This is a genomic window from Corynebacterium sp. LaCa117, from assembly GCF_046717765.1.
Taxonomy (GTDB): Bacteria; Actinomycetota; Actinomycetes; order Mycobacteriales; family Mycobacteriaceae; genus Corynebacterium; species Corynebacterium kefirresidentii.
Window position 1 is genome coordinate 1485249 of the sequence record NZ_CP177102.1, and the last position, 25978, is coordinate 1511226.

A 25978-nucleotide genomic window follows, 5' to 3' on the forward strand; every position below is an offset into this window, starting at 1 on the left:
TCACTCACAAAAAGGGAGTGAGGGCTCTAAATAAGAGCCTTCACTCCAAACAAATTTTAGTTGCCACACCAAGCAATGCTTGCTCGGCTTTCCCGTGCAGCTGCACAGTCAGTCACGCTCACGTGGCTATCCGCACGGTTAGCCTGATCGCCGAGACCCTTAGCAGCCTCACGAATTTCGTAAATATTGGTCATCTAAATTCACCTCCTTCTCGCTCTCAGGAATCTAAGTTATCAAGGCATCTTGATGACTGATATAGAAAAATGGCTTTCTTATACTTTCGTATATTATCCTCAACGAAAAGATAGATTTGGATTAAATTATAAATTTATGTAGCGGTAGCGGTGCTTGTTGTTCAACTAATTAGATAAAAATTGAGACGTTACACCGGTTAAAATTTTGGGAGGCCTTAAATGAGGGTATTGATTCTAAGCGACGCCGACGCCAACACGCCTGCCCACTTAACGCCTCTCTTGTCTTTAATGCGAAGTTGCCTGGAGGATGTTTCAGTCTCAGGAGATGAAACACAAGCCATCGAACTTTTAAAGCTCCAGCATTTCGATGCTGTTTTCATCGATGCAACATTATCTTTCAAGTACTGTTTACCGGTCCTAGATTTCATCCGAAATGACAGTTCATCGATACGGCCCTATTCCATAGCATTAACGATCTCAGAATCAGACAAAACATTTTTAACGTTGCTGGCCGCCGGTGTGTCAGCGATCATTCGCCCTCCAAAGACGATTTCAGAAGTTCAAACGGTGGTAGAAATTATTCGAAAGGGCGGATGCTATTTGTCTATGCAGGATACTGCTCGACTAATCAAACTGACTCTTCACAACTATTCAGATTTTCCGCTCAACGAGAATACCCCTCTTTCTAAGACAGACCGTAGAATCCTGCATTTTGTACGACAGGGAAAAACTACATTTCAGATCTCAGGGCTGTTAGGCTTTTCTGAAATCTCCATAAAAAAGCATATATCTAACCTCTTTGAGAACTATAGAGCTGTATCAAGGGCTGAGCTAATATATAAGAGTTTCTATGATGTCGATTCGGAGTCTATTTCTAATAAAAGTTCGGGTTAAGGCCCACCGTGAAAATTCAGCCGCAAAGTTCTTAGCAGATCAGATCATAAAAGACGATGCAAACAAAAGAAAAATAATGGCTGCCTCAGAAATATCCCAACTGATCGAATGATTCACCAGGGGAAAATAGCAGAAAGAGCCCAGACTTCTTGTTTTCTAGTTCCAGCTTCTTCCTACTTGATAAATTCAATATTCAATGCAGCTCACGGTTCCTTTACTTATCTTGATGCGACCCGTGCTGTAGAAACATTCGTTTTTCGGACATACAGATACACCACTACTTAGAACTTGCCTCAACTAACGACAGACTTTGTCGGTGAGCAAGTGCTTCGCACTGAGAATTGTAGAATGCGCGAATTCACAGAGTGTCCGATTCTTTGTGTGCGGGGGCTTCGTTTACAAGTAATCCGCGAATCGGTTGGGGTAAGACACGGCTAGTTGGTTGATGACTTGTTTCCACCCAGTGGCTTTCGCTCCTTCAATATAGCCGTTGCATTCAATGGCGCGTTTTGCTGTCTTCGCTCGTTGGGCAGCTCTTGTCTTCGATGTTGCAGATCATCAGCCACAACGTCTTTAGTGCGGCAGTATCGTTCGGGAATTGCTCCCCTGCTACGGGTAGTTTTACGCAGTTGGGCGTTGAGTAATTCGATCGAGTTGGTAGTGTAGAGCACTCGCCGCGCCGCTGGCGGGAACTGCGGAAACGGCACGAACCGCTCCTATGCGCGCCAGACTTTGACCGACTGGGGGTATTTCGGACAAGTTCACTGGCGTCGAAAGTATCCAGGCTGGCACGTGCGGTGTCCTCGTTAGCGGCTGTGTAGACCTCGCGCAGTGCGCGGGAGACTGCTTTGCGGTCCTGGTAGGACACCCACCGGTTCGCAGCCCGAATCAGGTGCACAATGCAGGTCTGCACCATGGAATTCGGCCAGGTTGCCTCCACGGCTTCCGGCAGGTCTTTGAGCTCGTCGCAGCACACGATGAACACGTCCTGGACACCGCGGTTGGCCAGATCCGCACACACCGATGCCGCAGAATGCGGCGCCTTCATTGTCAGCGATCTACAATCCCAGGATGTGCTTGATGCCGTCCATGTCGACACCAACCATCATGTAGCAGGACTTGTTGACCACCCGGTGGCCGTCACGGATCTTCACGCGTAGCGCGTCGAGGAAGATCACCGGGTAGAACTCGTAGAGCTGGCGGTTTTGCCAGATCATGACCTCGTCCAAGACCGCGTCGGTAATGGTGCTGATCGTATCCGGGCTCATATCCACACCAAGAGTGGTTGCGAGATGGTGCTGAATATCGCGCACGGTCATCCAACCGGCGTACAGCGAAATAATCATGTCGTCGAGCTCTGTGCGCCGAGGTGCGCCCTTGGGCACCATCCGGGGAGTAAACGTGCCAGCACGATCCCTGGCAACGGTCACTTCCACCGCGCCGTAGCCAGAATTGACGGTCTTGATGTACAACCCGTTACGGTGATTGCTGCTCTGTGCGGTTTCCATCTGGGTTTTGGCCTTGCGGTCGCAATGACTATAGCCCAAATGCGCATCCATCTCCGTTTCAAGACTAGCGTTGATCGATGCCTGCAGGAGGCCTTTAACCAGCTCGCTTGCATCACCGGCGGAAGTCGACAGCTCGCTGATCAGGCTGACGAGCTTAAGGATTTTCCATCAGCTTCTCGCTGATCTCATTGACCCTTGTCGGTCATGGTTTTTCTTCGGTGACACTGTAGTCATTATCGGTGAAACTCCTTCTAGATCAGAGCCTCACACACAAATTCCCTGACACACCCATCAGGTGCAGATCAACTCTAAGAAGAAAACAGGCACGGCTAAATACCACGAGTACCCGTTGGGGCCGGGTCTAGAGACTCGAAAGGTTCTAGAACGTAGCCAGCAGTTCGATAAACAGTTCGCAAGAGGTCAAAACTCGGCGGAGACCATAACCTTGACTAAGTTACCAGATGGATAGAAAACACCTCACAAGCTTAAGGACACCACTTGGCAGGCGTAGGTGGAATCAAAGTAGACCAAGCCCGAGTAGTCACTGCTCCAGACTGGTCATGTTTCGCGTCAAAACTCCGTAGGTTTTGCGTAGCGAGGAACTGAAACACTCACCCAGAGTACGCCTACACCTCAAGAATGAGATCAGTGAGGATGCTCGACGAGCAGTAGCCAAGTCGCAGGCTCTACTGCAGGATCTTGAAGTCGATCTTGGTCTCGATTCTGATGGTTTACGCGGAAAACCTCTCACGCCATTAAGGTAGCCCAGTCCGCCGTTAAAGACCTTATCGTCGACATGGACTTAAACGACGATGATCTTTGAAAAGACGCGTCAGACGTTGTACGACTAGCGCAGTCCTTCATCAAAAATCTTGTCGTCGGCATGGACCTAGACAACGACGCTTTGAGTCAATATTCCGCTGCGTCAGTCACTGCTGCGCAGAAATCTTTTCGGATTTTGTAGTCAAAATGGAGTTGGACAAAAAGTCCTTATCACGTCACGCTCACAATGCTGTGCGTGAGGCTCAAACCACTATGAAGGACTTGCACGTCGACATTGATGTTGACGATAAGCTCCTCCCTGTACAACATTAGCGGCGGTCAAAAAGGCTGAGCTGCTAACTCCAAAAATCAAGTTCCAAATGTCACTAGACTACAAGGGACTTCTGCCGGATTCTGTAGGTGCGGTCAAAGTCCAAGCCTCCACTCCGAAAATTAAACCCAAGATGGAGTTGGACTATGGGAATTTGCTCTTAGACACCGTTAAGGCCGTCAAAGTTGCGCAGAAGTTAACTCCAAAATCCATTCACAGATGGACTTGGACTATAAGGGATTACTATCTGACGCCATCACTACGGTCAAGGGTGTAGAAAAGGTAGCTCCGAAGATCAAGTTGGCAACTAAGAACAAGTACAAGTTCCTAAACCTTGCTCTGGTTTAACTGGCTGCAAAAATTTAGGTGTGGGAGAGACTTAAAAGCTCAAGGTCAGGGTCTCTGCGGATAAAACTGGCATTGCAAAAGTCTCCGCAATGATGGCCACACTCACCGCCACTACTGGGTTTGTTAAAGCTAAAACCGCTATGACCGGACTGACAATGAGCCTAGGAGCCGCGGGGGCAAAGACTCTGCAAATGAGGTCAGCTATGGCTTTTGCAACGTCCGGTGTTCTGGCACTCGTACCAATCCTGCACACCGCCGGAAAGCAACACTACAATTCGCGTCTTCACTGACGTCACTCGTCGGAGCAATGGCCGTACCAACTATCGCAGCGGCAAGCACAGCATTTACTTCTGTTGCTATCGCAATCAAGGGAATGGACGACGCTATTGGTGCTACTGACACGAAGGGTCTGCAGGACGCGATAAATCAGTTGACTCCGTCTGCGCAGACTGCTGCTCTATCAATCCGAGACTTAAAGGATCTGTTTGATTTTTCTGGTATCCAAGAAGCATTTTTCGAACCACTCGGAGACCTTGGACAGGTTAGCGCACTGATCGAACCACTTAACAAGGTCATGCGCACACTCGCTGGAAACCTAGGCCTAGCAGCGAGCGGATTGGTGGAGTTCCTGACCACAGGTACTGGTCTGACAGCCATGACCGAAATGCTGAATGGCACGAAGTTTGCGGCCAGTGATCTCGCGGGTGGAGTACGAAACGTTCTCAAAAGAACCGTAGTGTTGGGCGCTGCTGCTCCAATTTTCAGCCGCATGATGTCGCACTTTTTGGGTCTGGCTGAGACGTGAAAGAACAACACGATCACGGCTTTTGAGGACGGGTCGCTACAGCGATCTCTTGCGGAAAAAGAAGCGGAGGTAGTTTCGCTTTGGAAGAGTCTATCCCCGTCTCGGAGGGCGAATCGGAGGGATCTTTTCCGGTATAGACAAGGCCGACGGATCAGTGAATATAAATGGTGGGTTCAGCTTCCTAAACTTCTTATCGCAGGTCAACGGGTGGGTGAACTCGATGCAGGGGCAACAAACCCTGCAAAGCTACTTCGCCTCAGCAGCCGCAGTTTTGTCCTCCATATCGCCGATTATCTCGACATTGGCCTCCATCGTGATGAATCAGTTATATCCGGCTTTTGCTGATTTCGTCTCACAAGCCGCGCCAGGAGTCGAAGAATTTTTCAACGGAATGGCGGAGTGGATTCAACTTATTCTCGATAAACTCCCCGAATTCGGTGAGGCTCTAGGTGACGTCGTCGGCGCTATTGATTTTGAATCCCACGGCAAGGCCATCTCCACAGTGATGGATATTTTCACCACAGTAGTACTCCCCGTACTAGAAACCATCGCTCCAAACATTGATGAGATCGTGATTACGATCGGGATTTTGGTCGGAGGGACCTAGCCCCTGTATGGTAGACACCTCTGTTTCCGGCCGTGTTGGGTCGGGGAAAGGTAATCTGCCTCCATGCCTAGGAAGGTTTATTCGGATCAGTTCAAGCGCGACGCAGTCGCGATGGACGAGAGCGATCCACATCTCTCGCTCAAGGCCACGGCTGAAGATTTAGGGATCTACCGCACCACGCTTCGCACGTAGGTCGATACGTACGGCACCGGTGCAAAGACCCAGAGTCCACCGGTTGCACGTGCTGATCGTACCAAGCAGCTCACGGAGGCAGAAATGATACGCCAACTGCAGCAGGAAACGCCAGGTTGAAAGAAGAACGCGCTATCTTGTGCAAGGCGGCCAAATATTTCATGGAAGAGACAAACTGGTGATCCGCTTTCGGTTTGTCGATGACCACCGCACCGAGTACTCGGTCAAGCGGATGTGTACCGTCTTTGGGCTCAATCGCAGCTCTTACTACAAATGGAAGACCAGCAGCGCCCAGCGGCACCGCCGACTGATTGATGACGCCATCTTAGGGGCGAAGGTCAAGGCGGTCTTTGACGAGAAAGACCAGCTCTGTGGTGCCAAACGCATCGCGGCAGAGCTGACCTATAACGACGCTTACAACGACAATGGGCCGGTCAACCATAAGCGCATCGCCCGGATGATGAAGAAGCTTCGCCTGCGTGGCTACACGAAAAACGCAAGGTCACCACCACCAGGCGTGGGCCCAATCGAGTGGTGTTTGCCGACCTGGTCAAGCGAGATTTCACGGCCCCGGCTGCAAATAGGGTGCTGGTTGGCGATATCACCTATCTGCCGATCGCGGACGGGTCGAATATGTATTTAGCTTCGGTAATTGACTGCTATTCCCGGATGCTCGTCGGCTTAGCTATCGCCTAGCACATGCGCACCGAACTTGTCGAGGAAGCGCTCGAGCATGCGCACCACACCCGCGGGAGTCTTGCCGGGGCGATCTTTCATTCGGACCACGGAAGTGTCTATGCCTCATCGCAGTTTCAGGCTACCTGCCGCAGGCTCAACGTCACCCAGTCCATGGGCGCAGTCGGCACCAGTGCCGATAACTCACTGGCGGAGTCGTTTAACGCCACCTTGAAACGAGAGGTCCTCAAGAATAAGAAAGTCTTTGCCAACCAGCTCGTCTGCCGGCAGGAAGTCTTCCGGTGGTGCATGCGCTACAACACGCGCCGGCGACACTCGTGGTGCAACCTTCTAGCTCCCGATGACTTCGAAGCACTCACATCAGCTACACTGACCAAAGCAGCATAGCTAACCCCGACGTGTCCACTGTCCGGGGGTCAGGCCCCTGCTTCGACCATTTCTGTTGAGAAAGGGTACCTAGAGTTGGAAGACGATAAAAACGTAGAGAACTTTGTGGACTGCCGTGAAATCCGCACGGTTTTCAAACCAACTTGGGTGAGCTGGTGGTTCCACAAGATTTTTACGTTCCCGCGCGTTGAGTGCGATGGGATCGTAAGCAATTGTCACTGGGGAAGAGACAAAGCGTTAGTGAGGGATGGTGGGACGGTTACGGTTGGATTTAGTTATCGTATTTTCCATGATACGAAAAATAGATGTAAGAGCTCCCCTATCGAGGTTTCCCCTTCACATGCTGAGTTAGAAGCCAAGACAGCCATAATTAACAACTCCCCGATGACTGCCGTGCTCTACTAGCATTCGTCTCGAGCCTATCGATGGTTCGGGTGCGTACTTCCCCGCGACGTTGTGAACGCGTTGCATAGGGTTAACCCGCCGATAGCGGTATGAGACCAGTGGAAATTGTAGTCGTGGCTGGACTCCACATACGCCTTCTGCCGGGCGCTCTGAGACTCAAATACGGCCGGGCGTAGGCCCGCTCAGTCATCAACGTGCGGTCGAACAGTTCCTCATTCCCGCTCGTTTGTGGCCGATTCGCCCCTGGTTCAACGGTGCTTGACACCCGGCCCCAACGCCTCGACGAACGCGCGTGAAAGGTAACAGGCGCCGTTGTCGGTCATCACCGCGCCGACACGCACACCCAGCGACGCGAAAAAGCCGCTTGCCCGCCGCGGTGTCTTTATGCTCGTCGTCGAGGATCTCCGAGTGCACCACCCGGGAATGACCGTCGACCGCGTGATGCAGATACCGGTAGCCCCTGCCGGGTTTCGAACCTTTCCGCCCGACCGCGTCACTGGCCCGGCAGGACGCCCGGTCCTGGTCAGAGCCCCTGCCGAATATCCGCCACCCGCCACCGTCGGGGATGCGCCCGAGCTTTTTGATGTCGACGTGGACCATCGCCCCCGGGGGCGTCGTGCTCGTAGCACACCGGCGTCGGCTTTCTCACCGGCAGGCCAGTGGCCTGGTCGATGCAGGCGAGGTTCGGCATCCGGCAACGTTTGAGGACTCGCCCCACGGTCGACCGGGGATGCCCAGGTGGTAGCCGATGCGGTGTGGGCCCCGCCTGTGCAGGAACCTGAGATTGATGATGCGGCGTCCGGTGTGGGTGTCCAGCCGGTTCGGGTTCGAGTGCGGTTTGCTGGGCCGGTCGGTGAGCGCCTGTCCTCGGCGCGCGTGTCATCAAGTCGCAGGTCATGGATCGAACTGAGGTGCTATAATCCTGCCATAGGTATATGGGCAGGTTAGAGTCTCGTTACTTCTCGCCCCGGGGTGGGCAACGGTTCGGGAAGGTTAACATGGCTAAAATGGAACTACCACCGTTCGGGCAGGGAACGGCTGGGCCAACAAGCGAGACGGGGCAGCCCGTGCATCAAAGCATTTCGACACGCAGAGGGAAGCGATCGATGCCGCCCCCACCACTCGACGCTAACAGCATGAACGCTACAGGCTTTGGAGTGGGCGGGGTTTTAGGACCGGGTGATTTGAGTGTCTGTCTGATCGATCCAGACGGTTCAGGAAGAATTGGTGGGCAATGGGAAAGTTCACGAAGCACACCCCTGAGCAGATCGTTGTTCGTCTTGAGAAGGCTGAACGGCTCACTAAGCGGGGCAAGACTACAGCTGAGATCTGCCGTGAGCTTGGCGTATCTGAGGCGACCTTGTCTCGTTGGCGCCGCGACTATGGCGCCATGACTCGCAGCGAGGCAAGGAAGCTTAAGCGTCTACGCGAAGAAAACAGCAAGCTCAAAACCCTTCTCAACCAGTCGGAGTTGGAAAAGGCTGCTCTCAAGGAGCTGGCCGAGGGAAAGTTCTAAGCCCGAAGCGACGCCACGACGCGGTGGATTGCCTCATCGGCAAGGGGTATTCACAGCGTCTTTCATGCGCCGTAGTCAGGCTGTCACGCTCGTCCTATTGCCGGATGCGCGCCCAACGCGAAGCGGCAATGCTTGATCCCTCGGTTGTCAAACATTACGACCTTCGTCGGTGGGTTAATGACTTCGCTGATTCCCATCGCCGGTGGGGCTGCAGGCGTGTCTATGTCGCGGCTCTCGAAGCCGGGTACGACATCGGCCGGGATGCGTTTCGCCGCCTGTGGAGGGAGGAACAATTGTTGGTTACTCCGCGCACATTGCGTAAACGGGGCTGTGCGACAAAGCCGATTGCACGTGTGAGCCCAGCCGAACACCCGGGGCATGTGTGGGCGTTGGGCTTCCAGATTGAAAACAAACGAACTTCTAGGCGGGCTAAACAGGAAAAGTACTTCAGACACAGCCGGCCGATTCGAGAAAGAAGTCCAAATTCCCAGCTGGAAACAATCTATCAACCAAACGATCGTGGCCTGCCCTGGTTGCTTCAGTAAAATACCTATTCCCCACCCCACGCACAAAGAATTGACGCGCTCTACTGCTAGCTAAAACGCAGAGCTGAAGTGCCCCGGGTTTTGTTCCTAGGCGTTTGCCTTGATTTCTATTATTGCTTGCGGCGGGTGCTGGTCCCAAAATTCGGTTTCCACTTCAGCTGGCGTGCGGTAGCCCAAGCTTTGGTGAAGCCTCGTCTCGTTCCACCATGACACCCACTCAAACGTCGCGATTTCCACCTCGACAACCTCATCCCACCTGCGAGTATGGATCAGCTCGTTTTTGTAGGAACCATTAACGTTTTCCGCCAGAGCATTGTCATAGGAGTCGCCAACAGTTCCGGTGGAAGCGGCAATCCCGTGCTGGGCAAGACGCTCGTTGTAGACAACGCTGACATACTGCGAGCCGTGATCCGAATGATGAATGAGACCTGTTGTTTCCTCAGCAGACGCGATCGCCTGGTTGAGAGCTTGCAGCGGCAACGCTTCGGTGCGCATGGAATCTGATAACGCCCACCCAACGATCCGTCGGGAGTAAACATCGGTGACAAACGCGGCATACACAAAGCCTTTCTTCGTGCGCACGTAGGTAATATCAGCCACCCACAGCTTGTTCGGGCCTTCGGCTTTGAATTCTCGCTCCACCAAGTCCGGGCGCAAATCCGGCCTTTGAGGTGTGCGAGTGGTCATAGGCGAGCGGCCTTTGCCTTTGCCTGATACACCGGCTAGACGCATCAGCCGCGCGGTTTGTTCACGACCGATATCGATTCCGTCACGATGAAGAGCATGCCACATTTTCCGCACACCGTAGATGCCGTAATTATCCCGATGGATAGCACTAATGCGTTCAACCAGCACAGCATCACGAAGGCCGCGAGCACTTACCCCACGGGCCTTGGACTGACGATACCCACGCGAGGTGATGAACCCACCAGCGCGGTTTTTCTTCAACGTCTTACAGATGAACTCGACAGAGAAACGATTCCGGTATTCATCGATGAACCGGATCATTTCCGACGTTTTGGGTCGAGTTCCGACGCGAAAAAAGCTGAGGCAGCCTTTAAAAGTTCATTGGTGTCGCGTAGCTCTTGATTTTCACGGCGAAGCCTCGCGTTTTCGGCGGCCAGATCTTCAGGCACGGGTTCTGGGATGTTTCCCGCACGGCGGGCCTGTTGGGTCCATTGACGGGCTGTGTGCCATGACACCCCCAGCTTTGGGGCTACTGCCTGGCACGCGGCTTGCATCGACATATTTTCCGCCAAGATGCGGTCCTCTACAAGACGGACCACACGATCCTTCGCATCCTGGTCAAATTTTCTTGGCATATTCCAGATTTCCCATCTACTCAAACGGAACAAAACCTGGGACACTTCACTATAACATATGCCTAAACATATGTTCCGCCATATGGCAGGACTCGCGGGCGCACGAATACGCAGATTCCCGCCCGCAGTAGAGAAAAGGAGGGCTACGGGCTCAGTGTGGGAGTATTGCGAAACCTTCGCGCGCCCATTAGCCTAAAAAGTGACAGCACAGTTCATCCCTGAATTGCGGCTGCACAATAAAAAGGGCCCCAACGAGTGCCAGCTCGTTGAGACCCTCGGGCCTAAAGACCCACGTGAAGCATCGCGGTAACGAGCTTCACGATTACGGTCACAAGAACTATGACCTTGGTAGCCACATCTAGCCAGTCAAGCTTGGTGGCATCAAGGTCTTTTCTTTTGCGACCGGGTGTATCCAATGAGTGTTTACCCATTGTCTACCTCCCTTTACGTCGTAGGGTTGTCCGCTCGCCTGAAAAAGGCGCGCGGGACAGCCCACGTCACGCGCGGGCCTTACCGCGCACCGACGAGGAAGTCACGCCCACGCCCCACCACAGGTGGCGGGGCATGATTGTGAACCGGCACTAACGTTAGCAGCCACCCCTGACGAGACCTAGAAGCATGATTTCACCCCTGCCTTTATAAAAGCCGCCCATGAGGGGAAACCCGTACAGTGCTACTTGCAGCTGCACTCAACACCGCTAATTTCTCTGCCTGTCACCCTATCTAGACGCACGAAAATGCTGGCAGTGCTACATAACTGCCGACATATGCTTTAGCATATGCCTAAACATATGTCCCGCCATATGGCAAGACATATGACGGGGCTCATGGGCGCGCTGATCTACCATCACGGCTGCACTACCCTAGGTGTTTTTCAATGCTCGATACACCGTAGGACGGGTTACCCCAAATTCCCGCGCTAGTGCTGCCTTTGACTCCCCTGCCAATATGCGCCGTTTAATCTCCGCTACTTGCTGCGGGCTAAGAGCGGGTTTGCGGCCTTTGTACTTTCCGGCCTTTTTCGCCAACGCAATCCCCTCCGCCTGGCGCTCGCGGATAATGGCCCGCTCAAACTCCGCGAAGCTACCGAGAATTCCGAGCATTAAATCCGCGCGCGGATCGGACGTGTCTTTCGCAAACGCGAGATTCTCATGCAGGAAAGTAACAGTCACACCCTTGCCGGTAAGTTCATCAACAATACCGCGCAGATCTGTCAGCGATCGGGCGAGACGGTCAATCGACGACACGACAAGTTCGTCACCGTCTCGCACGTACGCCATACACTCGACAAGTCCAGGGCGGGCAGTCTTGGTGCGGCCGGAAATCCTATCTTCAAAAAACCGGTCAATCCTGCCGGAAGCATTGAGTAGTTCTTTCTGGCGCTGATTATTCTGCTCCACCGTGGAGACACGGATATAGCCCACCCGCTGCCCATGCGAACCAGAGTCATTGACCATTAGTCTTCGCTCCGCGAAGGTTTAAAGGCGGCATTCTCTTGTTCTATGACTGCATCACGATACGACTCGATTGCATCCGAGAGGGCATAAAGCTGAACACCGTCGAGGCCATCAGCGTCAGCAAGCAAGGATTGTACAATCCTGCCCAACGCCTGCTGCCCCGACGAGAGTCCACCATGCAGATCTTTCACCCGCGCCAACGCGGGTACAGAGTCAATATGACTTTCAATATGGAAACCGTCAGACGATAACATCACACTCACCACTTTCTGTAAACATAAGGCTTAGACCCCGCTAGACACGTGTAAAACAATGCTAGGAACGGCCCTATTTTACAGGAAACATTCTGCCGCACACCGGCGTAACAATAGGGTGTACTTTATAGATGCTGGGGCCGATGGCTAAGGAGGTAGGCAACTCGTGAAGAAATCAAATGATTCCTTCTTCGTGAAATTGATGCAGGGACTTTTTGTATTTTTTGTTCTGCACTTGTTTCAAAAAGTCTTTCCAGAGAATGAAAGGGTTGAAGAATCAGAATGTGAGAACCGTGAAGGGGGTGAAGAAAAGAAGAGCCGGTGGGTGAAGATTAAGGAGGCAGTGGGTAAACCCGCCTACGGAAACATTGCACTCATCATTATTCAAATCCTTCTCTTTGCAGTAACCAGCGCAGCCACTCTTCAGCAGGAGTGGTTCATAGAGGCAAAGCCGATAGCCCTAGGCTCCTTTGTTGTCGCGTGGATAATATGTGTTGGCATCTATTGTGTGGCATCCGACGGGGCCATGGTCGCTTTCTTCTGTCTCTTGGGGATATGCCTCGCGGCCGGGGCTTTAGCAGAGGTTGATCTATCCGGTCTAAAAGACCCTGTAACGTACGTGCTGCAATTGGGCCTCCAATCGGCATCGCTTATATGCGCTGCGTTTGCGTCAAGGTACATCAAATCGGTTCATGCAGGATCGTAAAAGAAACGCGAATGCCGCCCGGCCTCCGGGGAAGGCGGGCGGCGTTTTGTCCTCAGGGCAAGTAGGGGTTTCTCGGGGTAAATAGTTAATCCCCTTGCCAGAACTTCTGACTGACCAAGGGTATTCCTTCGATTGAGTTAGACAATCGTGGATGCTCCTAATCTGGAATTATTCCGATTAGACTTGCCCCCCGGCTTTCGTTTTTGAGAGCTTACCGAGCAATTTTTCTTTTAATTTCCTTTTCATAATGACAGCTCAGTCTCATTGACTTATTATGTGAATGCCAGAAAAGGTTATTCCTATTGTCTGGAGTCCTACTTTGAAGAAGATAATTGCTGCCCCGTTTACAGTCTTGGTTTGTTCCTCAATTCTCATTAACGCTTCCTCTGCTGAAGCAAAAACTCCACATACTTTCCAAGATTCTTCCAGTTTGTCTAGTACCAATCACTTATCGTCTTCCCTAGCGGATATGAATTCCGATGAGCCTATGCAGGTTTCCGATCAGTCAATCTCTGAAGAAGACCTTTCCTTCATCCAAAAAGTCGCAGACGCCGGAAACAGCTTTGTCGAGCGCGATGAAAAAATCGCAACGTCTACCACTGACCAACAATTAAAAGACGACTTCGGCTTCACCGACCAACAGGTAGTTCGCCTTCATGAGAAGGTCCTCGGAAAGCCGATGAGTGAAACCTCTGAAGAGCGCAATGCATTAAAGTCGAGAAACTTTACAAATTACGCTTCCGTACAAGGAAAGTCCGTCTGTTTCAGTAATGAAGATCTAGCAGTGGGAGCCGGTGCAGCTATTGTAGGGGCATCTGAAGCTGGACCAGCGGGAATAGCCGCAGCACTTGAAGCAGCCGCAACAGCCTTTGGAGGTCCAGTCGGCTCAGTTATTGGCATAATCCTCACTGCCGCTAGCGCCCCTTCTCTAATTGAGATTGGAGGACGAGCAGCTAAGGCTGCAGTATCAGGGCAAGGCTTGAAAATTGGTGTACATGCGGATTATCCGCCAGTATATGCAGACTACTGTTAACAAAAGAGGGAATCTTGACAAGACAGAACATTACTTGGCCCAGTATCCTTTCACTTGCGCTAATCTTAAGCGGATCCGTCCTGTTGTCGAAGTTTCATGAAGAGAGTTCGGCTCTTTCTTCAGAGAACTTCATTATATGGGCGGTACCTTCCGTCCTTGGGGGATTAGGGCTGATATATTGCACCGTAAAACACGAGGTCGTAACTTCCTACGCCTACGGGGTTCTGCTTAGCCTCTTTTCCTTTGGCGCAGCAGTTTGGCATCCAAGTACTTTTACTCGGTGTGTTACGGCAGTTATTTTTTTGATAGTGGCTATGACCGTCGTTCTAAAGCGCCAAAAAATTAATACTCTTAATAATGGTCACGGCTAGCCGCAGGTAATACAAGTAAAGTGTACTCTATAGGGGCAATTTGAGTTAGATGAGCTTTGTGTCCCCGCCCGTCCACATAGAGCGCCTGGCCATCTCTCAGTAGAAGCAGGTTCCATTCTTTGCCGTAATCTTCCACCGTTTCGCTGATAGTACTGATGGAATATGGGCCAGTTGTTCCTTAGATTGAGAATTCTGGAGCGTAACCATGTTGGAAGGAATTAATAGGCATGCAGGCCAACGATCTCGGGGGAGATATCTCCGCGAAGGATTCCTTCAATGTCAATCTGATCCATCGCTTTTGCTAGTTCCTTACCGTCATTTGATCGTTGTTGGTCGGGGTGGCTTTTTAGTCGTTTACCTGCTTTTATGCATGCCAAAACGTATAGTGCGGTTCCTAGTCCTTTTCTTTGAATGAGGCTGTCGTCTCTAGTTTCGTCTTTGACGTTTACGTAGAGCGTGGGGCCCGGGCCGAATGTATCCCCTTTTTCGCCCCAGGCGATATAAGCCCACTTAAGGACTTTTCCTACCTGCGGCTCAGTGCAAGCGAATATTCCCTGTTCTCCGACAAAAAATTCGGAGGAGTATTCAAAATAGATATCTTCTTCACCCTCTCGCCGGAGGGTGTAGCTAAGAATTTCTTTTACTGGGGAAGTCATGTCTCAAGTATACCCAAAACTTCAATTGGTTATGTGGCGGAAAAACAAATCAGGAACGCCAGCGTGTGCTTCATGTGGCCGGATCGCCTTCATTAGATGCATGAAACTTACTTAAGTATTATAAAGTCTGCAACTTGAATCATGTTGGACTAAGGAGAAGTATGTCTAAAGCTGAAGCTGCAGAGAAGACAGAGAAGCCGTATGGAGATAATCGGCGGTGCCGCACTTTTCAGCACGTCAACGCCTGGGTGACCTTGAAAAATGGCGAAACGGTTGAGTATACGGCCAGTGAGCTGGAAGTGTGGGTAGATGGGCGCCTAGAAATTGTGTTTGAGGATTCGGAGACAGGGGCGACCAGGTATTGCTCAATTCCCGCTGGTGGATATATCAAGCTTGAAATGGCCGTGTCGAGCGAAAACGCTGAAACAGCTGAGGAAAATCCAAAGGATAACGCCACTCTCCCTTCTATTGAGAAGCGTGTTAAGCAATATTAGGTTCAGCGAGAATCTTCGGAACGCGCAACTAGGTGTAAGTGGTCAATCACTAGAAGTGTCATCTGTTAGCAACTCCCAGTGGGTCTACACCATGTAAACCCCTACAGTCAGGAAACTGACATCCCAACAACCTACTTTGTGAGCAGATGGAGAGATTTATTCCCCTAACGTTTTACAAAACGCTAGGGGAATTTTTCTATCCCGACCCACGAAAGTTTTCCTCTATTCCAGGTCATGACAAAGCCCATAGGTGCTCACCACGACGCCTAGGGGCTTCTACCGAACCGGAAAGCGGTGTCCATTTCTTGTGCAACCCACCACAGTCCAGGGATGCCATGGCGGGCAGGATTAAACATAGCAGCAGTACCCAACTCTGCAACTGGAAAATCAAGCCTAGGAAACAACGGGCCATGCCGTACATAAAGTTAGCTAGGTAAAGAGAACTTTCCTTTTATCGCCCCACAGTTGAATACACAGAAAACATATTCATGCAATAAATAACAGTTCTTACAAAAGGAGTATTTATGTCCACAAGTAAAGACGAATCTCAATCCACACAAGAAAACAAAACTCCCCCTGCGAAACAAGAAAACACCCCGCAGCAAACCGGAGCAAAGAAGGCTAAGCCGAAACAGCCTCAGCAAGTAACGAACGATATAAAATGGGTGCCGTTTTTAATCGGCTTTCACCTCGTTACGCAAGCCCTCAATCGCCTATCTAGACGTCCGTCGGCCCCTAAGCAAGAAGAACGCGAAGATGGGAATAAAAGATGGCATCGCATTCCCGATAAACCACTGCATGTCCTAGGCAACATAGGGATAATCACTTATCAAGCACTCCTCTTCTTCGTTTATAACTTTTCGGTCGCTATCGCTAACGAGGGAGTGCAAGTCTCCGAAAGAGTACTGAATGCGGGAACGTGGATTTTCTTTGCTGTGACGTTAGTGTCCCTGCTTCTCTATTTTCTCGCTGCCAATAGAAAGAGTCCGATAACCTCATTCAGGAACAAACCTGGTTTTCTGGCATTACTCATTGCAGGCGTGGCTGCTATCTCTGTTGCCCCAGCGTTTCTTTGGGACTCTGTGGAGTATGTATGGCTCAAACTGCTTGTGGGTACTGTCTGTCAGCTCCTTGTTGGATGTATCGCATGGAGAGCAGCGAATCTTATCCCCGCCCCCTCTTCCGATGGAGACAAATAGACCGTTATGGCTGACGTTCTTCATGAAGCCCAAGACACGCACCTGTGCGCCCTATTTATCAAAGGTCACGGCGAAGATGGAGACTGCGAGTGCGCGCTAGACGCCGCCAAACACCTGCAAGCAATACTGACAGAATTACCTTCTACTTCCCCACTGGCCCGCGACGCCGGCATACTCGCTAAGTCCGTGCACGCAGCACAACGGAATCTGTCTCAACAACGGCCCGCAGATAACCCCGATAAACTTCTACAGCTGGGTCACCACACGCCTCGAGCACGTCACTGCCGATTGCGCGGGCGTACGTCCGCCATGTTTTGGCGACAGAACCGTCAAGCGCCTACAAAACACCAAATATCTCCCGCATAGAGTGAAGCGTCCTGGGTTTAGTTCCTACCTCTGCTAAGGAAGGATTGGCACTATGCCCAGAAAGTATTCCGTCGAATTCAGGGAGAAGGCGGTTCATCAAGTCGTTGAGATGATCCGTTTGGAGTCGTGCTCACGGCAACGCGCTTACGAGGAAGTCGGAGAGCTTCTTGGCGTGTCCCACCACACGTTGCGCGCTTGGTACCGCGACAGCATCGCAGTCAACGAGCAGGCTTTGCCTTCAGGTGGTGAAACTGTGGAAGAAGAGCTTAAGCGGCTGCGCCGGGAAAACCGCGAGTTGAAACGAGCCAACGCAATCCTTAAGACTGCCTCGGCTTTTTTCGCGGCGGAACTCGACCGACCCATGACCAAATGATCGCCTACATCGACGCGCACAAAGATCAGTTTGGGGTCGAGGCCATCTGCCGTGTTTTGAAACAGGCAGATCGTGGATTCATCACTTCTCGCGGCTACCGCAAAGCCACTACTCGTGTCCCGAGTGCGAGAGCGTTAAGCGATAGTCTGCTTATCCCAGAGATTCAACGCGTGCATGCGGAAACTTCTCGGTCTATAGCATCCGCAAGATGTGGCACGCGATGAACCGCGAAGGCTTTCATATCGGCCGTGACGAGACTGCACGCTTGATGAAGCTTACAGGTGTTTCTGGTCGACGACGTGGACGAATCCCGATAACTACGATCAGTGCCAAGACACCGGATCATCGCCCGGACTTGGTAGAGCGAAACTTTCGTACAACAGCACCTGGACGGCTTTGAATGGCCGACATTACCTACGTTCGCACCCTGTCAAGGTTTGCATACACAGCGTTTGTCACTGACGTCTACAGCCGCAAAATAGTCGGTGTTGCCACACGCTCTACGATGCGTACCGATGCGCTGCCGATGGAGGTTTTGGAACAAAAGCTTTAACAACTGCCGGTCGAATCCATGGCGATCAGCTGGTACGCCACAGTGATCGGGGAAGTCAGTACGTGTCGTTGAAGTACTCGGCCGCTTTAGCTGAAGCCGGAATCCGGCCGAGTGTCGGCACCGTTGGCGATTCCTATGACAACGCGCTGGCGGAGACGGTCAACGTTCTCTTCAAGGCTGAACTTATCCATGCGCACGGCCCGTGGACGTCGGTCGGCGAAGTCGAGCTTGCCACCTTGCGATGGGTGCATTGGTGGAACACCAAACGCCTCCACGAAGCCTTGAACTACGCCACCCCACAGGAGGTAGAAACCGACTATTATCTCACCGAGCCCATCAACACAAGGCCATAAACGAAGCGGAACCAAACCCAGGACGCTTCAGCCCGATCTCTCGGCGCATCAACGGTGACTGGCCCGTAGTTAGAATCCACGGTCTTTGGATACGACCCGTTGCGGTGACTGTCTGTTCCAGCAGCAGCTTTAGCACTCCTGTCACCAGACTCGTAGCCAAGGTGGGCATCCATCTCGGCATTCAAGCCCCTGGTAATCGAAGCTTGCGACATGCCCCGAACTAGGTCGTTGGCATCCGTCGTAGATGTGCCTAGGTCATCAATCAGTTTCGCGATGTCAGGGTTAGCAAGCAGCTTTTTTCAATCGCATCAATCTTGGCCTAATCAGCCGGATCTCGTCTCGCCACAGTAGTCATTCTGGTCCATCTCCTCATGCGGGTTAGTTACCCACACACAAACCATCAGACACTCTGACCATAGTTGTCAAATCGTTGTCACAAACCAGGTCATCGTAAATTATCCCCTGATCAGACCACTAAATTACGGCAGGCCGCGTGAGTTCGAGTCTCACCAGGGGCACAGATAGAAAAGTCCTCGCATGTCCGGTAAATCGGAAAGCGGGGTCTTTTTCATGTTCGCCCCTCCTACCGACGTGTAGTTGAACGGGTAGAAGCTTGCCAGGATTTCAAGCTCTGGAAGCATAGATAGGCCGTCAAAAAGCCACAAATACTAGCCTGTGTGACCCGTATGGCTTCCAAGCTCGCCAGTTCCGCCCTCAACGCGAGATAGCCAAAGCCGCAGGCAGAGGCGATGGAGTACACCCCCATTAACAGAAATCTCTTTCTAGTCGCCTTAGCTAACGTCTTTTTAAGGTGGAAAAAGGATGTAACCCACGAAAGGGCTGCTAGGGAGCGAATAAGTAGAAGTACACCCATTATCCACCGCCTCACGCGTGCATCCTCGATTCCGTCGAATGAACTGCGGTGAATAACGACAAAAGCGTCGACATACTCGTCGAACCGAACTATGCACAGAACTAAGCCAAGTACGGAAAGCATGAGAACGAAAGCAATAACCACCAGGAACATTCCTTCGACCTTATCCCCTAGGTTGTCCCCAGACTTCTGTGTTTGATCACTAGACATTTCCCAAACCTCACATCTCGCCGCCTTGTGCTCGAGGCGCCATTTCAGCCGCCAGCGAAGCAATTTAGGACACCGATTCCAAAATTTAAGCACATTTCACCTTACATACCGTAAACTATACTTGTCATCCTGACAAGCGTCTCCTATTTTGGGCTGTGTAAATTTGGCATGCCTTCCACATTGAGGAGATTTCATGAACCGATTGCGAATGGAAAGAATTAAAGCGATAGTTTTCACTGCATTGACGCTCATTACATTGTTGGCAGTGATGGCCGTACAATCCCCTTCCCTAGCCTGGATACCCGCCGTGTTGGGTGGAGCCTCCGCTTGGTTTTGGTGGAAGGTGGATTATCTCTCCAAGCAGGGCGAAGATTAAAACCAAAACGCGCTTAGGTTCTCTCCCCTTATGGCGAAGAACCTAAGCGTTTTGGTGCAGCTAAAGCTTTAAAGCCTGATACTGCAAAATCCCTCTACCCAGTGCTTTAGCCCAACTCGGGCAGAGTCGGGAGGTGATACTTACGCAGGAGCGCGTTAATCTGCGGGATGGAAGCCTTCAGTTGCGGCAGTGCTAGTCCAATGAGGCCAGCCACCCCTGCGATACCAAGGATTGCTCCTAAGATGGCAGGCTTCGAACTCGTACTAGAACTCAACGCGGAGCCATCCGTGGCAGGTTGCGCGGTATCGGCCGGCTTGCCATCGTTGTGTGCACGGGCGGTAAGCCACTGGTCCTTGCCCAGGACGCCCTGAGTCAGGCGGGTCTCGCCGATCCAGCCATACCACGGGTCTTGTGGGCGCTGGTTGTCAAAGCCACCACCCATGACCCACTGCAGGTCGCGCGGGAGGAGCCCCTCGGCGCCTACGGCATTGCGCAGGATGGGCGCGCCGTTGATGAACATTTCGACGCTATCTCGTTCGGGATCATTGACCACGGCGATATGCATCCACTCGTCTTTGGGAACTTCGTGGGACCACACGGTAGAGCCGCTTCCCTGCTTCGGCTCCGCCCACCAGCGCAGCTCGCGGAGGTTAGAGATACCGAACATGACGGTTGGGTCCGTGTCCTCGGAGCCGTCTACCAGTTTATTGATGGCAGAGTCACGGCTGAGCGCACTTCCCCAACCATGCTGTGCGCCGTTGAAATCCTCCGGAATCTTGACAAAGGATTCGAAGGTATATCCCTTGGTGGTATCGACGCTATTGGCAGCCGCGCCCTTATCGGTACGGAACTCGGCATTGCCAACTTTGCCGGCAGGGTCAGACCAGAAGAGGGAGCCGGCATCAGAGGACAACGGGTGATGGTCGGTGCTATAGGTCACCCTGTCTCCGAGCATGGCGCCAGCGCGATGCAGGTCGCTGCCAGAATCGCTGGCAATATCGGGGATGGTGGTGCCACGGCCGGCAGGGGCGCCATCGACAAGCGCATGCCCATCCTTGTCCCGCGCTTCGCCCGGGCGCCAGTGGAATACCGTGTTGTCGTTTGTGGCAAAATCTTTCGCACCCTTAGGAAGCTCGTCCTCCGCAATGGTGTAGGGCCTATAGCCCTCAGCGGCGATGTCGCGGGCGCGCTGCGCTAGGTCCGGCTGGTGGCCCTCGCCCACGGTGAATTCCGGGGCGAAGGAGGAAAAACGCTGTTCAAAATCGAACGGAATGCTATAGCTATCGCCCTTATCATCCAGGGTGAGCTTATCGAACTGCGTGAGCTCCTCATGCGGCTTTTGCGCCACCCACGGCGAAAGCGCGGTCATCTCCAGCTGCTTGCCCGTAAGGTCAAACTCGAGCACGCCCAATAAGCCATTGCCACCCTGGTAGGCCATCTGATAGTCCTGCAAGATGGAAACGACGTCATGTCCGGCATCGTTCTTGTCTACGCGGTACCCGGCGCCGTGGTGGTGGCCGCCCATCACGAGAAAGATCTGGTCATTGCTTTTGATGAACTTATCCCACAATCCCTTGCCATAGTCATCGGAATAGAAGACGCTGCCTTCACCATCAATATTGAGGGCCTCATGAGTGGTCACAATGACCGGAAGGTCTGGATGCTTATCAATAACGCCTTGTGCCCAGGCAATAGCCTTCTCATCTGCGCGCCAGCCTAGTGCCAGGTTGAGATATTTCTGGCCTTCGGCTTCAAAGATATGCGCCTCGGAGTCATTATTGACGGCGGTGTAGCGCTCTTGAAAAGTCTCCGGGTTGGCGGCCTTAGCGCGGTCGGCACTAAACCACTTGTCATACGGGTGGGCTGCCGCGCCCTCCACGTCCATATCGTGGTTGCCGGGCAGGATCGAATAGTTCAAGTCCGAATCGTCGAGGACCTGCATGGCCTTATCAGCCACCTGCCATTCGCCCTCCACGTTCCACTGGTCTACAACATCACCCAGGTGAGTGACGAAGTCCATGTTCAACTCGTCTTGATGGTCCACTAACCATTGGGTTTGCGCCAAGTAGGGTTCGCTGCCGTAGCGAGCTTGGGCCAGGTTGCCGGTCTCTGGGGTGGAATAGCGCGAATAGAACTGGGTATCCGGCAGTACACCGATGCTAAAACGAGAGCCTTCGCTTGGCGACGCCCCCTCGGGCACGCTCTCCGCAGCACTTGCTGCCGGCACAAAAATGAGGTTTCCCACCACCGCGGTCGTGGTCACCACGGGCAGGACAAAACGATTCTTCATAGAGAGTCCTTGGTCACTGGAAAGGAATATTTGCTCGGGAGAAAGACGGGAATACGCAGGAAATAGTAGGCAGTCAATCTTTCAGTTAGTTGACGCCTACGTAAACACCAGACTGAATAATGGGAAACTTATAGTTTCTTCCATGTAGAACAGCCCCGACTAGAGGCGGCCGCGCCTACCATGCCGCAAAACTGCATAGTTGCACTGAAGTGTATTATTCTGACAGAATATTCATGAACGAAGATTCGCCTCAATGATTGTTTCACCTCTACGGTTAGAGAAATCACGTCCCTTTCCGTGACGGATAACCAATCGCCTTTCAATGAAAGATATGCATCACTATTAACAGCGGTTCACACGGCCACCACCGGGAAGCACTTTCTCCCCGCCCGCCTAGGCCAGTCACCCGCCACTCCAGCTCCCTCCCAGGTAGATTTTAAATTTATGCAATACATTTTGAACGCTATCCGCGGTGCCCTCATCGGCATGGCCGAACTCGTGCCCGGAATCTCCGGTGGCACCGTGGCGCTCATCATGGGTATTTATGAACGCGCAGTCCACAATGCCAATGACCTCATCTCTGGTCGCTTCAAGAAAGTCGAGTGGAGCTTCCTTGCCTCCGTAGCCGTCGGCATGTTTATCGCGGTCTTCGCAATGTCCACCGTGCTATCTAACTTCGTAGATAATCACGTATCCGCGTCCGGGGCACTATTTTTGGGCATGGTCGCCGTGTCTATTTTCGTACCGCTGTCTATGCTGTCCAAGCAGGAGCGATTGCGCCCCTCTTCCATCATTGCGTTTGTGATCGCCACTATTGTCATTTTCTTTATCACCGGCTTTACTTCCGAGCCGCATGAGAATCCCAGCCTTATCGTGGTTTTCTTTGCCGCCGCCATTGCTGTGTGTGCACTCATCCTGCCGGGCATTTCCGGCTCGCTCATCTTGTTGACCCTGGGGCTCTACCAACCCATCATCGGCGCTGTATCGGATCGAGATCTTGGCACCATAGCCGTCTTTGCGCTGGGTGCCTTGTGCGGCCTCGCCGCGTTTATCAAGGTCTTGAACTTCTTACTAGATCATCACCGAGCCCCTACGCTGATGGCCATGGCAGGTTTCATGCTCGGTTCTTTGCGTGCACTGTGGCCGTGGGGTGCTGACCAGGATGCCTCCAGCGGCATTATCATCGGCATGTTCATCCTCGGCGCTCTTATCGTTTCCGCGTTCATTTTCATTGACCTGAAGAAAGCTCGCGCCATAGATGAAAGGACGGCGCAGAAATAATGCCGCGCACGTTGTCTCGCCGCGCTACAATCGCCGCGGTCCTTATCCCAACTTTGGGTTTAAGCGCTTGCGTCACCAACGAGGAAGATTCCACTCCAGAGGGCTGGGAAGAACCCCACACCTCTGTAGTACCGGAGATTGCCGCCATGTATGACGACAACGATGGCGTCCTCACCGCTGGCACTAACCCGCCCTACGCGCCATTTCAGCTTAAGGATTCCCACGGAGCCCTCCAAGGCGTCGAGCTTGACCTAGCTCGCGCTGTAGCAGGTGTCTTGGGCCTCGATTTCCAGCCCTTGGAGCAGGACTTCTCCATGATCTTGCCGGCCGTGCAATCGGGCCAGATCGATATGGGTGTCTCCGGTTTTACGGATAACCCAGACCGCCGGAATGAATTCGACTTTGTAGACCACCTCTACGCCGGTATCCAGTGGGCCGAGCGCGTGGACGGGCCTAGGAAGGTCGACCCCGATAACCCCTGCGGATTGACAGTCGCAGTGCAGCGCACAACGGTCTCCGAAACCGATGATGTTCGCCCTAAGCAAGAAGCTTGTAATGGCGATCTCACCGTCTTGTCTTATGACACCGGAGATAACGCCGCGCTGGCCGTCCTGATGGGGCGCGCGGATGCCCTGTCTGCGGACTCCCCGGTCACAGCGTGGGCGGTCAATCGCTCTGAGGGAAAAATGCAGCAGGTAGGCGATATGTTCCAAGCCTCGCCGTATGGCTTCGCAGTTCCTAAAGATTCCGATTTGGGCAAGGCATCGGCCGCAGCGCTGCAGCACCTCATCGAAACCGGCGAGTATGCAGAAATTTTGTCCCGCTGGGGCATCGAGGATGGATTAATAGACCAGGCAATGATTAATGAAAGGCCGATCAATGGTTAATGAGAATGCGGCGACGCCGGCTACGGCCAAGCCTAAAGAAGAACCCGCGCAGATCGAGGCCCGCCCGCTGCGCCATCCATGGCGCTTGGTCTTCGCTGGCCTACTCATCGTGCTGGGAGTGTGGTTCATCATTGCCTCCGCCCGCAACGAGGCTTTTGGCTGGGGAACCTATTTCCAGTACCTCTTTGATAAGCGCATCGCGCTCGCTTCCCTGCACACCATCGCCATCACTATTTTGTCGATGATCATCGGCGTTATCGGTGGTGCCGTGCTTGCGGTCATGCGCATGTCACCTAACCCGGTGCTGCGCGCCGTGTCCTGGATTTTCCTCTGGGTATTCCGTGGCACGCCGATTTATGTCCAGCTGGTGTTTTGGGGTCTGCTCTCTGCCATCTACCAGTCCATCAACCTAGGCTTTACCGAGGTGTCTTTGCAGACCATCCTCACCAACGCCTTCTTCCTTGCGGTGATGGGCCTAGGACTTAATGAAGCGGCCTATATGGCTGAGATTGTGCGCTCGGGCATCACTTCCGTTCCAGAGGGCCAAAAGGAGGCCTCCAAGGCACTCGGCATGTCGTGGTGGATGACCATGCGCCGCACCGTCCTTCCCCAGGCCATGCGCATTATCATTCCGCCTACGGGCAATGAGTTTATTTCCTTGCTCAAGACCTCTTCCCTCGTGGTGGCCATTCCTTATACAGAGGAGATCTTCGGCCGTACCACGGATATTTCCGCCGCCCTTTTCCAGCCCATCCCGCTACTATTGGTCGCGGCTTCCTGGTACCTCGTGGTTACTTCCCTACTTATGGTGGGTCAGTACTTCTTGGAGCGCCGCTTTGAGCGCGGTGCAACCCGCGAACTCACCGGCCGCCAGCTTGCTGCTCTTGCAGATGCTGAAGGAACCATTCCCCGCAACGTATCCGTGATTTCGGAGGCTCAAAAATAATGGCTACTCCCATGATTTCTGCCCAGAACGTCCACAAGTCCTTCGGGCAGCTTGAAGTCCTCAAAGGCATTAACCTCGAGGTCCAAGCCGGCGAAGTGGCCTGCCTATTAGGACCTTCGGGGTCCGGCAAGTCTACCTTCCTGCGCTGCGTTAACCACTTGGACAAAGCAACGGCCGGGCGCCTATACGTCGACGGCGAGCTGATTGGCTACCGAGAGAAAAACGGGACCCTCTATGAGATCAGCGAAAAGGAAGCCGCCGAGCAGCGCTCCGATATCGGCATGGTCTTTCAATCCTTCAATCTCTTCCCCCACCGGACGGTGATTGAAAACATCATTGAGGCACCGGTGCAGGTGAAGAAGATCCCAGAGGAAACCGCCCGTGCCCGCGCCATGGAGTTGCTCGAGGATGTTGGCTTAGCCTCCAAGGCCAATAATTACCCCGTACAGCTCTCCGGCGGCCAGCAACAGCGCGTCGCCATCGCTCGTGCGGTAGCCATGGATCCTAAGCTCATGCTTTTCGACGAACCCACGTCAGCCCTTGACCCAGAGCTTGTCGGCGAAGTACTACGCGTAATGAAGGATCTCGCGGCCGAGGGCATGACCATGCTCGTAGTCACCCATGAGATGGGTTTTGCCCGCGAGGTGGCAGATAAAGTCTTCTTCATGGACGGCGGCGTGGTCATCGAGTCTGGTAGCCCCGCCGAAGTGCTGGATAATCCGCAACAGCCACGTACCAAGGACTTTTTGGCCAATCTACTCTAAGCCCATAGCACATGATTGACTGT

20 protein-coding genes and 6 pseudogenes are annotated in these 25978 nt (G+C 52.9%); 15 read left to right on the forward strand and 11 right to left on the reverse strand.

Annotation, left to right across the window (positions count from 1 at the left end):
* Positions 1–56: 56 nt before the first annotated feature.
* A complete protein-coding gene (locus tag ACLI1L_RS07315; protein WP_238802223.1) occupies positions 57–194 on the reverse strand; it encodes a hypothetical protein in 138 nt (45 codons plus the stop codon).
* A 219-nt stretch (positions 195–413) separates the two neighbouring features.
* On the opposite strand from ACLI1L_RS07315, the gene ACLI1L_RS07320 reads away from it, so the two are divergent.
* A complete protein-coding gene (locus ACLI1L_RS07320; RefSeq protein ID WP_238802222.1) occupies positions 414–1088 on the forward strand; it encodes a LuxR C-terminal-related transcriptional regulator in 675 nt (224 codons plus the stop codon).
* A 396-nt stretch (positions 1089–1484) separates the two neighbouring features.
* Here ACLI1L_RS07320 and ACLI1L_RS07325 read toward each other — a convergent pair.
* A pseudogene (locus ACLI1L_RS07325) lies at positions 1485–2830 on the reverse strand (IS256 family transposase).
* 1514 nt (positions 2831–4344) lie between these two features.
* Here ACLI1L_RS07325 and ACLI1L_RS07330 point away from each other — a divergent pair.
* The 3 genes and pseudogenes from ACLI1L_RS07330 (at position 4345) to ACLI1L_RS07340 (ending at position 6724) form a co-directional block, all read left to right on the forward strand.
* Positions 4345–4842 carry a hypothetical protein gene (locus ACLI1L_RS07330; RefSeq protein ID WP_238802211.1) on the forward strand — a complete coding sequence of 166 codons (498 nt, stop codon included), beginning with the start codon at positions 4345–4347 and terminating at the stop codon, positions 4840–4842.
* 211 nt (positions 4843–5053) lie between these two features.
* Positions 5054–5449: a hypothetical protein gene (locus tag ACLI1L_RS07335; protein ID WP_411707240.1), complete on the forward strand. Its 396-nt coding sequence runs from the start codon at positions 5054–5056 to the stop codon at positions 5447–5449.
* Positions 5450–5512: 63 nt separating this feature from the next.
* A pseudogene (locus ACLI1L_RS07340) lies at positions 5513–6724 on the forward strand (IS3 family transposase).
* 438 nt (positions 6725–7162) lie between these two features.
* Here ACLI1L_RS07340 and ACLI1L_RS07345 read toward each other — a convergent pair.
* A pseudogene (locus tag ACLI1L_RS07345) lies at positions 7163–8005 on the reverse strand (IS481 family transposase); the annotation flags it as partial.
* Positions 8006–8162: 157 nt separating this feature from the next.
* Between ACLI1L_RS07345 and ACLI1L_RS07350 the strand changes: the two are divergent.
* Positions 8163–8261: pseudogene (locus ACLI1L_RS07350) on the forward strand (DUF2188 domain-containing protein); the annotation flags it as partial.
* Positions 8262–8363: 102 nt separating this feature from the next.
* On the forward strand, positions 8364–8645 hold the full coding sequence (locus ACLI1L_RS07355; RefSeq protein ID WP_238802213.1) for a transposase: 282 nt from the start codon (positions 8364–8366) through the stop codon (positions 8643–8645).
* A 632-nt stretch (positions 8646–9277) separates the two neighbouring features.
* Here ACLI1L_RS07355 and ACLI1L_RS07360 read toward each other — a convergent pair.
* From ACLI1L_RS07360 to ACLI1L_RS07380, 5 genes are all read right to left on the reverse strand, one after another.
* A complete protein-coding gene (locus ACLI1L_RS07360) occupies positions 9278–10198 on the reverse strand; it encodes an IS3 family transposase (protein WP_011117481.1) in 921 nt (306 codons plus the stop codon).
* Positions 10195–10512, reverse strand: coding sequence for a transposase (locus ACLI1L_RS07365; protein ID WP_013887466.1), 318 nt, complete (start codon positions 10510–10512; stop codon positions 10195–10197). Before ACLI1L_RS07365 ends, ACLI1L_RS07360 begins: the two co-directional genes overlap by 4 nt.
* 281 nt (positions 10513–10793) lie before the next feature.
* A complete protein-coding gene (locus ACLI1L_RS07370) occupies positions 10794–10943 on the reverse strand; it encodes a hypothetical protein (RefSeq protein ID WP_011117478.1) in 150 nt (49 codons plus the stop codon).
* A gap of 432 nt (positions 10944–11375) precedes the next feature.
* Entirely contained in the window at positions 11376–11969 is a 594-nt protein-coding gene (locus ACLI1L_RS07375; RefSeq protein WP_011117489.1) for a recombinase family protein, read from the reverse strand.
* Positions 11969–12223 carry a hypothetical protein gene (locus ACLI1L_RS07380; RefSeq protein WP_034659529.1) on the reverse strand — a complete coding sequence of 85 codons (255 nt, stop codon included), beginning with the start codon at positions 12221–12223 and terminating at the stop codon, positions 11969–11971. Before ACLI1L_RS07380 ends, ACLI1L_RS07375 begins: the two co-directional genes overlap by 1 nt.
* A gap of 166 nt (positions 12224–12389) precedes the next feature.
* On the opposite strand from ACLI1L_RS07380, the gene ACLI1L_RS07385 reads away from it, so the two are divergent.
* Positions 12390–12929 (forward strand): hypothetical protein, encoded by a 540-nt coding sequence (locus tag ACLI1L_RS07385; protein ID WP_238802068.1) that lies wholly within the window; start codon positions 12390–12392, stop codon positions 12927–12929.
* A gap of 280 nt (positions 12930–13209) precedes the next feature.
* Positions 13210–13962: a hypothetical protein gene (locus tag ACLI1L_RS07390; RefSeq protein ID WP_238802067.1), complete on the forward strand. Its 753-nt coding sequence runs from the start codon at positions 13210–13212 to the stop codon at positions 13960–13962.
* Positions 13963–14551: 589 nt separating this feature from the next.
* On the opposite strand, the gene ACLI1L_RS07395 is transcribed toward ACLI1L_RS07390, so the two are convergent.
* The gene (locus ACLI1L_RS07395; protein WP_238802066.1) at positions 14552–14989 is read right to left on the reverse strand and encodes a hypothetical protein; all 438 of its coding nucleotides are present in this window, start codon (positions 14987–14989) and stop codon (positions 14552–14554) included.
* A gap of 161 nt (positions 14990–15150) precedes the next feature.
* Between ACLI1L_RS07395 and ACLI1L_RS07400 the strand changes: the two genes are divergently transcribed.
* The 3 genes and pseudogenes from ACLI1L_RS07400 to ACLI1L_RS07410 all read left to right on the forward strand — a co-directional run bounded on the left by ACLI1L_RS07400 (position 15151) and on the right by ACLI1L_RS07410 (position 18327).
* Positions 15151–15483, forward strand: coding sequence for a hypothetical protein (locus ACLI1L_RS07400; RefSeq protein WP_238802065.1), 333 nt, complete (start codon positions 15151–15153; stop codon positions 15481–15483).
* Between the two features lie 524 nt (positions 15484–16007).
* Positions 16008–16682 carry a hypothetical protein gene (locus ACLI1L_RS07405; protein ID WP_238802064.1) on the forward strand — a complete coding sequence of 225 codons (675 nt, stop codon included), beginning with the start codon at positions 16008–16010 and terminating at the stop codon, positions 16680–16682.
* A 418-nt stretch (positions 16683–17100) separates the two neighbouring features.
* Positions 17101–18327: pseudogene (locus ACLI1L_RS07410) on the forward strand (IS3 family transposase).
* 29 nt (positions 18328–18356) lie between these two features.
* On the opposite strand, the pseudogene ACLI1L_RS07415 reads toward ACLI1L_RS07410, so the two are convergent.
* Together ACLI1L_RS07415 and ACLI1L_RS07420 are read right to left on the reverse strand one after the other, a co-directional pair.
* Positions 18357–18620 (reverse strand): annotated as a pseudogene (locus ACLI1L_RS07415) (transposase); the annotation flags it as partial.
* Positions 18621–19893: 1273 nt separating this feature from the next.
* Positions 19894–22077, reverse strand: a complete 2184-nt coding sequence (locus ACLI1L_RS07420; protein ID WP_411707241.1) for a LamG-like jellyroll fold domain-containing protein — start codon at positions 22075–22077, stop codon at positions 19894–19896.
* A 444-nt stretch (positions 22078–22521) separates the two neighbouring features.
* On the opposite strand from ACLI1L_RS07420, the gene ACLI1L_RS07425 reads away from it, so the two are divergent.
* Genes ACLI1L_RS07425 through ACLI1L_RS07440 form a run of 4 tightly spaced genes read left to right on the forward strand, consistent with a single transcriptional unit; the run spans position 22522 to position 25955 of the window.
* Positions 22522–23358: a DUF368 domain-containing protein gene (locus tag ACLI1L_RS07425; protein ID WP_411707242.1), complete on the forward strand. Its 837-nt coding sequence runs from the start codon at positions 22522–22524 to the stop codon at positions 23356–23358.
* The gene (locus tag ACLI1L_RS07430) at positions 23358–24245 is read left to right on the forward strand and encodes an ABC transporter substrate-binding protein (protein WP_200287596.1); all 888 of its coding nucleotides are present in this window, start codon (positions 23358–23360) and stop codon (positions 24243–24245) included. The genes ACLI1L_RS07425 and ACLI1L_RS07430 overlap by 1 nt, the downstream gene beginning before the upstream one ends.
* Entirely contained in the window at positions 24238–25191 is a 954-nt protein-coding gene (locus ACLI1L_RS07435; protein ID WP_411707243.1) for an amino acid ABC transporter permease, read from the forward strand. Before ACLI1L_RS07430 ends, ACLI1L_RS07435 begins: the two co-directional genes overlap by 8 nt.
* On the forward strand, positions 25191–25955 hold the full coding sequence (locus ACLI1L_RS07440) for an amino acid ABC transporter ATP-binding protein (protein ID WP_023021666.1): 765 nt from the start codon (positions 25191–25193) through the stop codon (positions 25953–25955). The genes ACLI1L_RS07435 and ACLI1L_RS07440 overlap by 1 nt, the downstream gene beginning before the upstream one ends.
* The last annotated feature ends 23 nt before the right edge of the window (positions 25956–25978 follow it).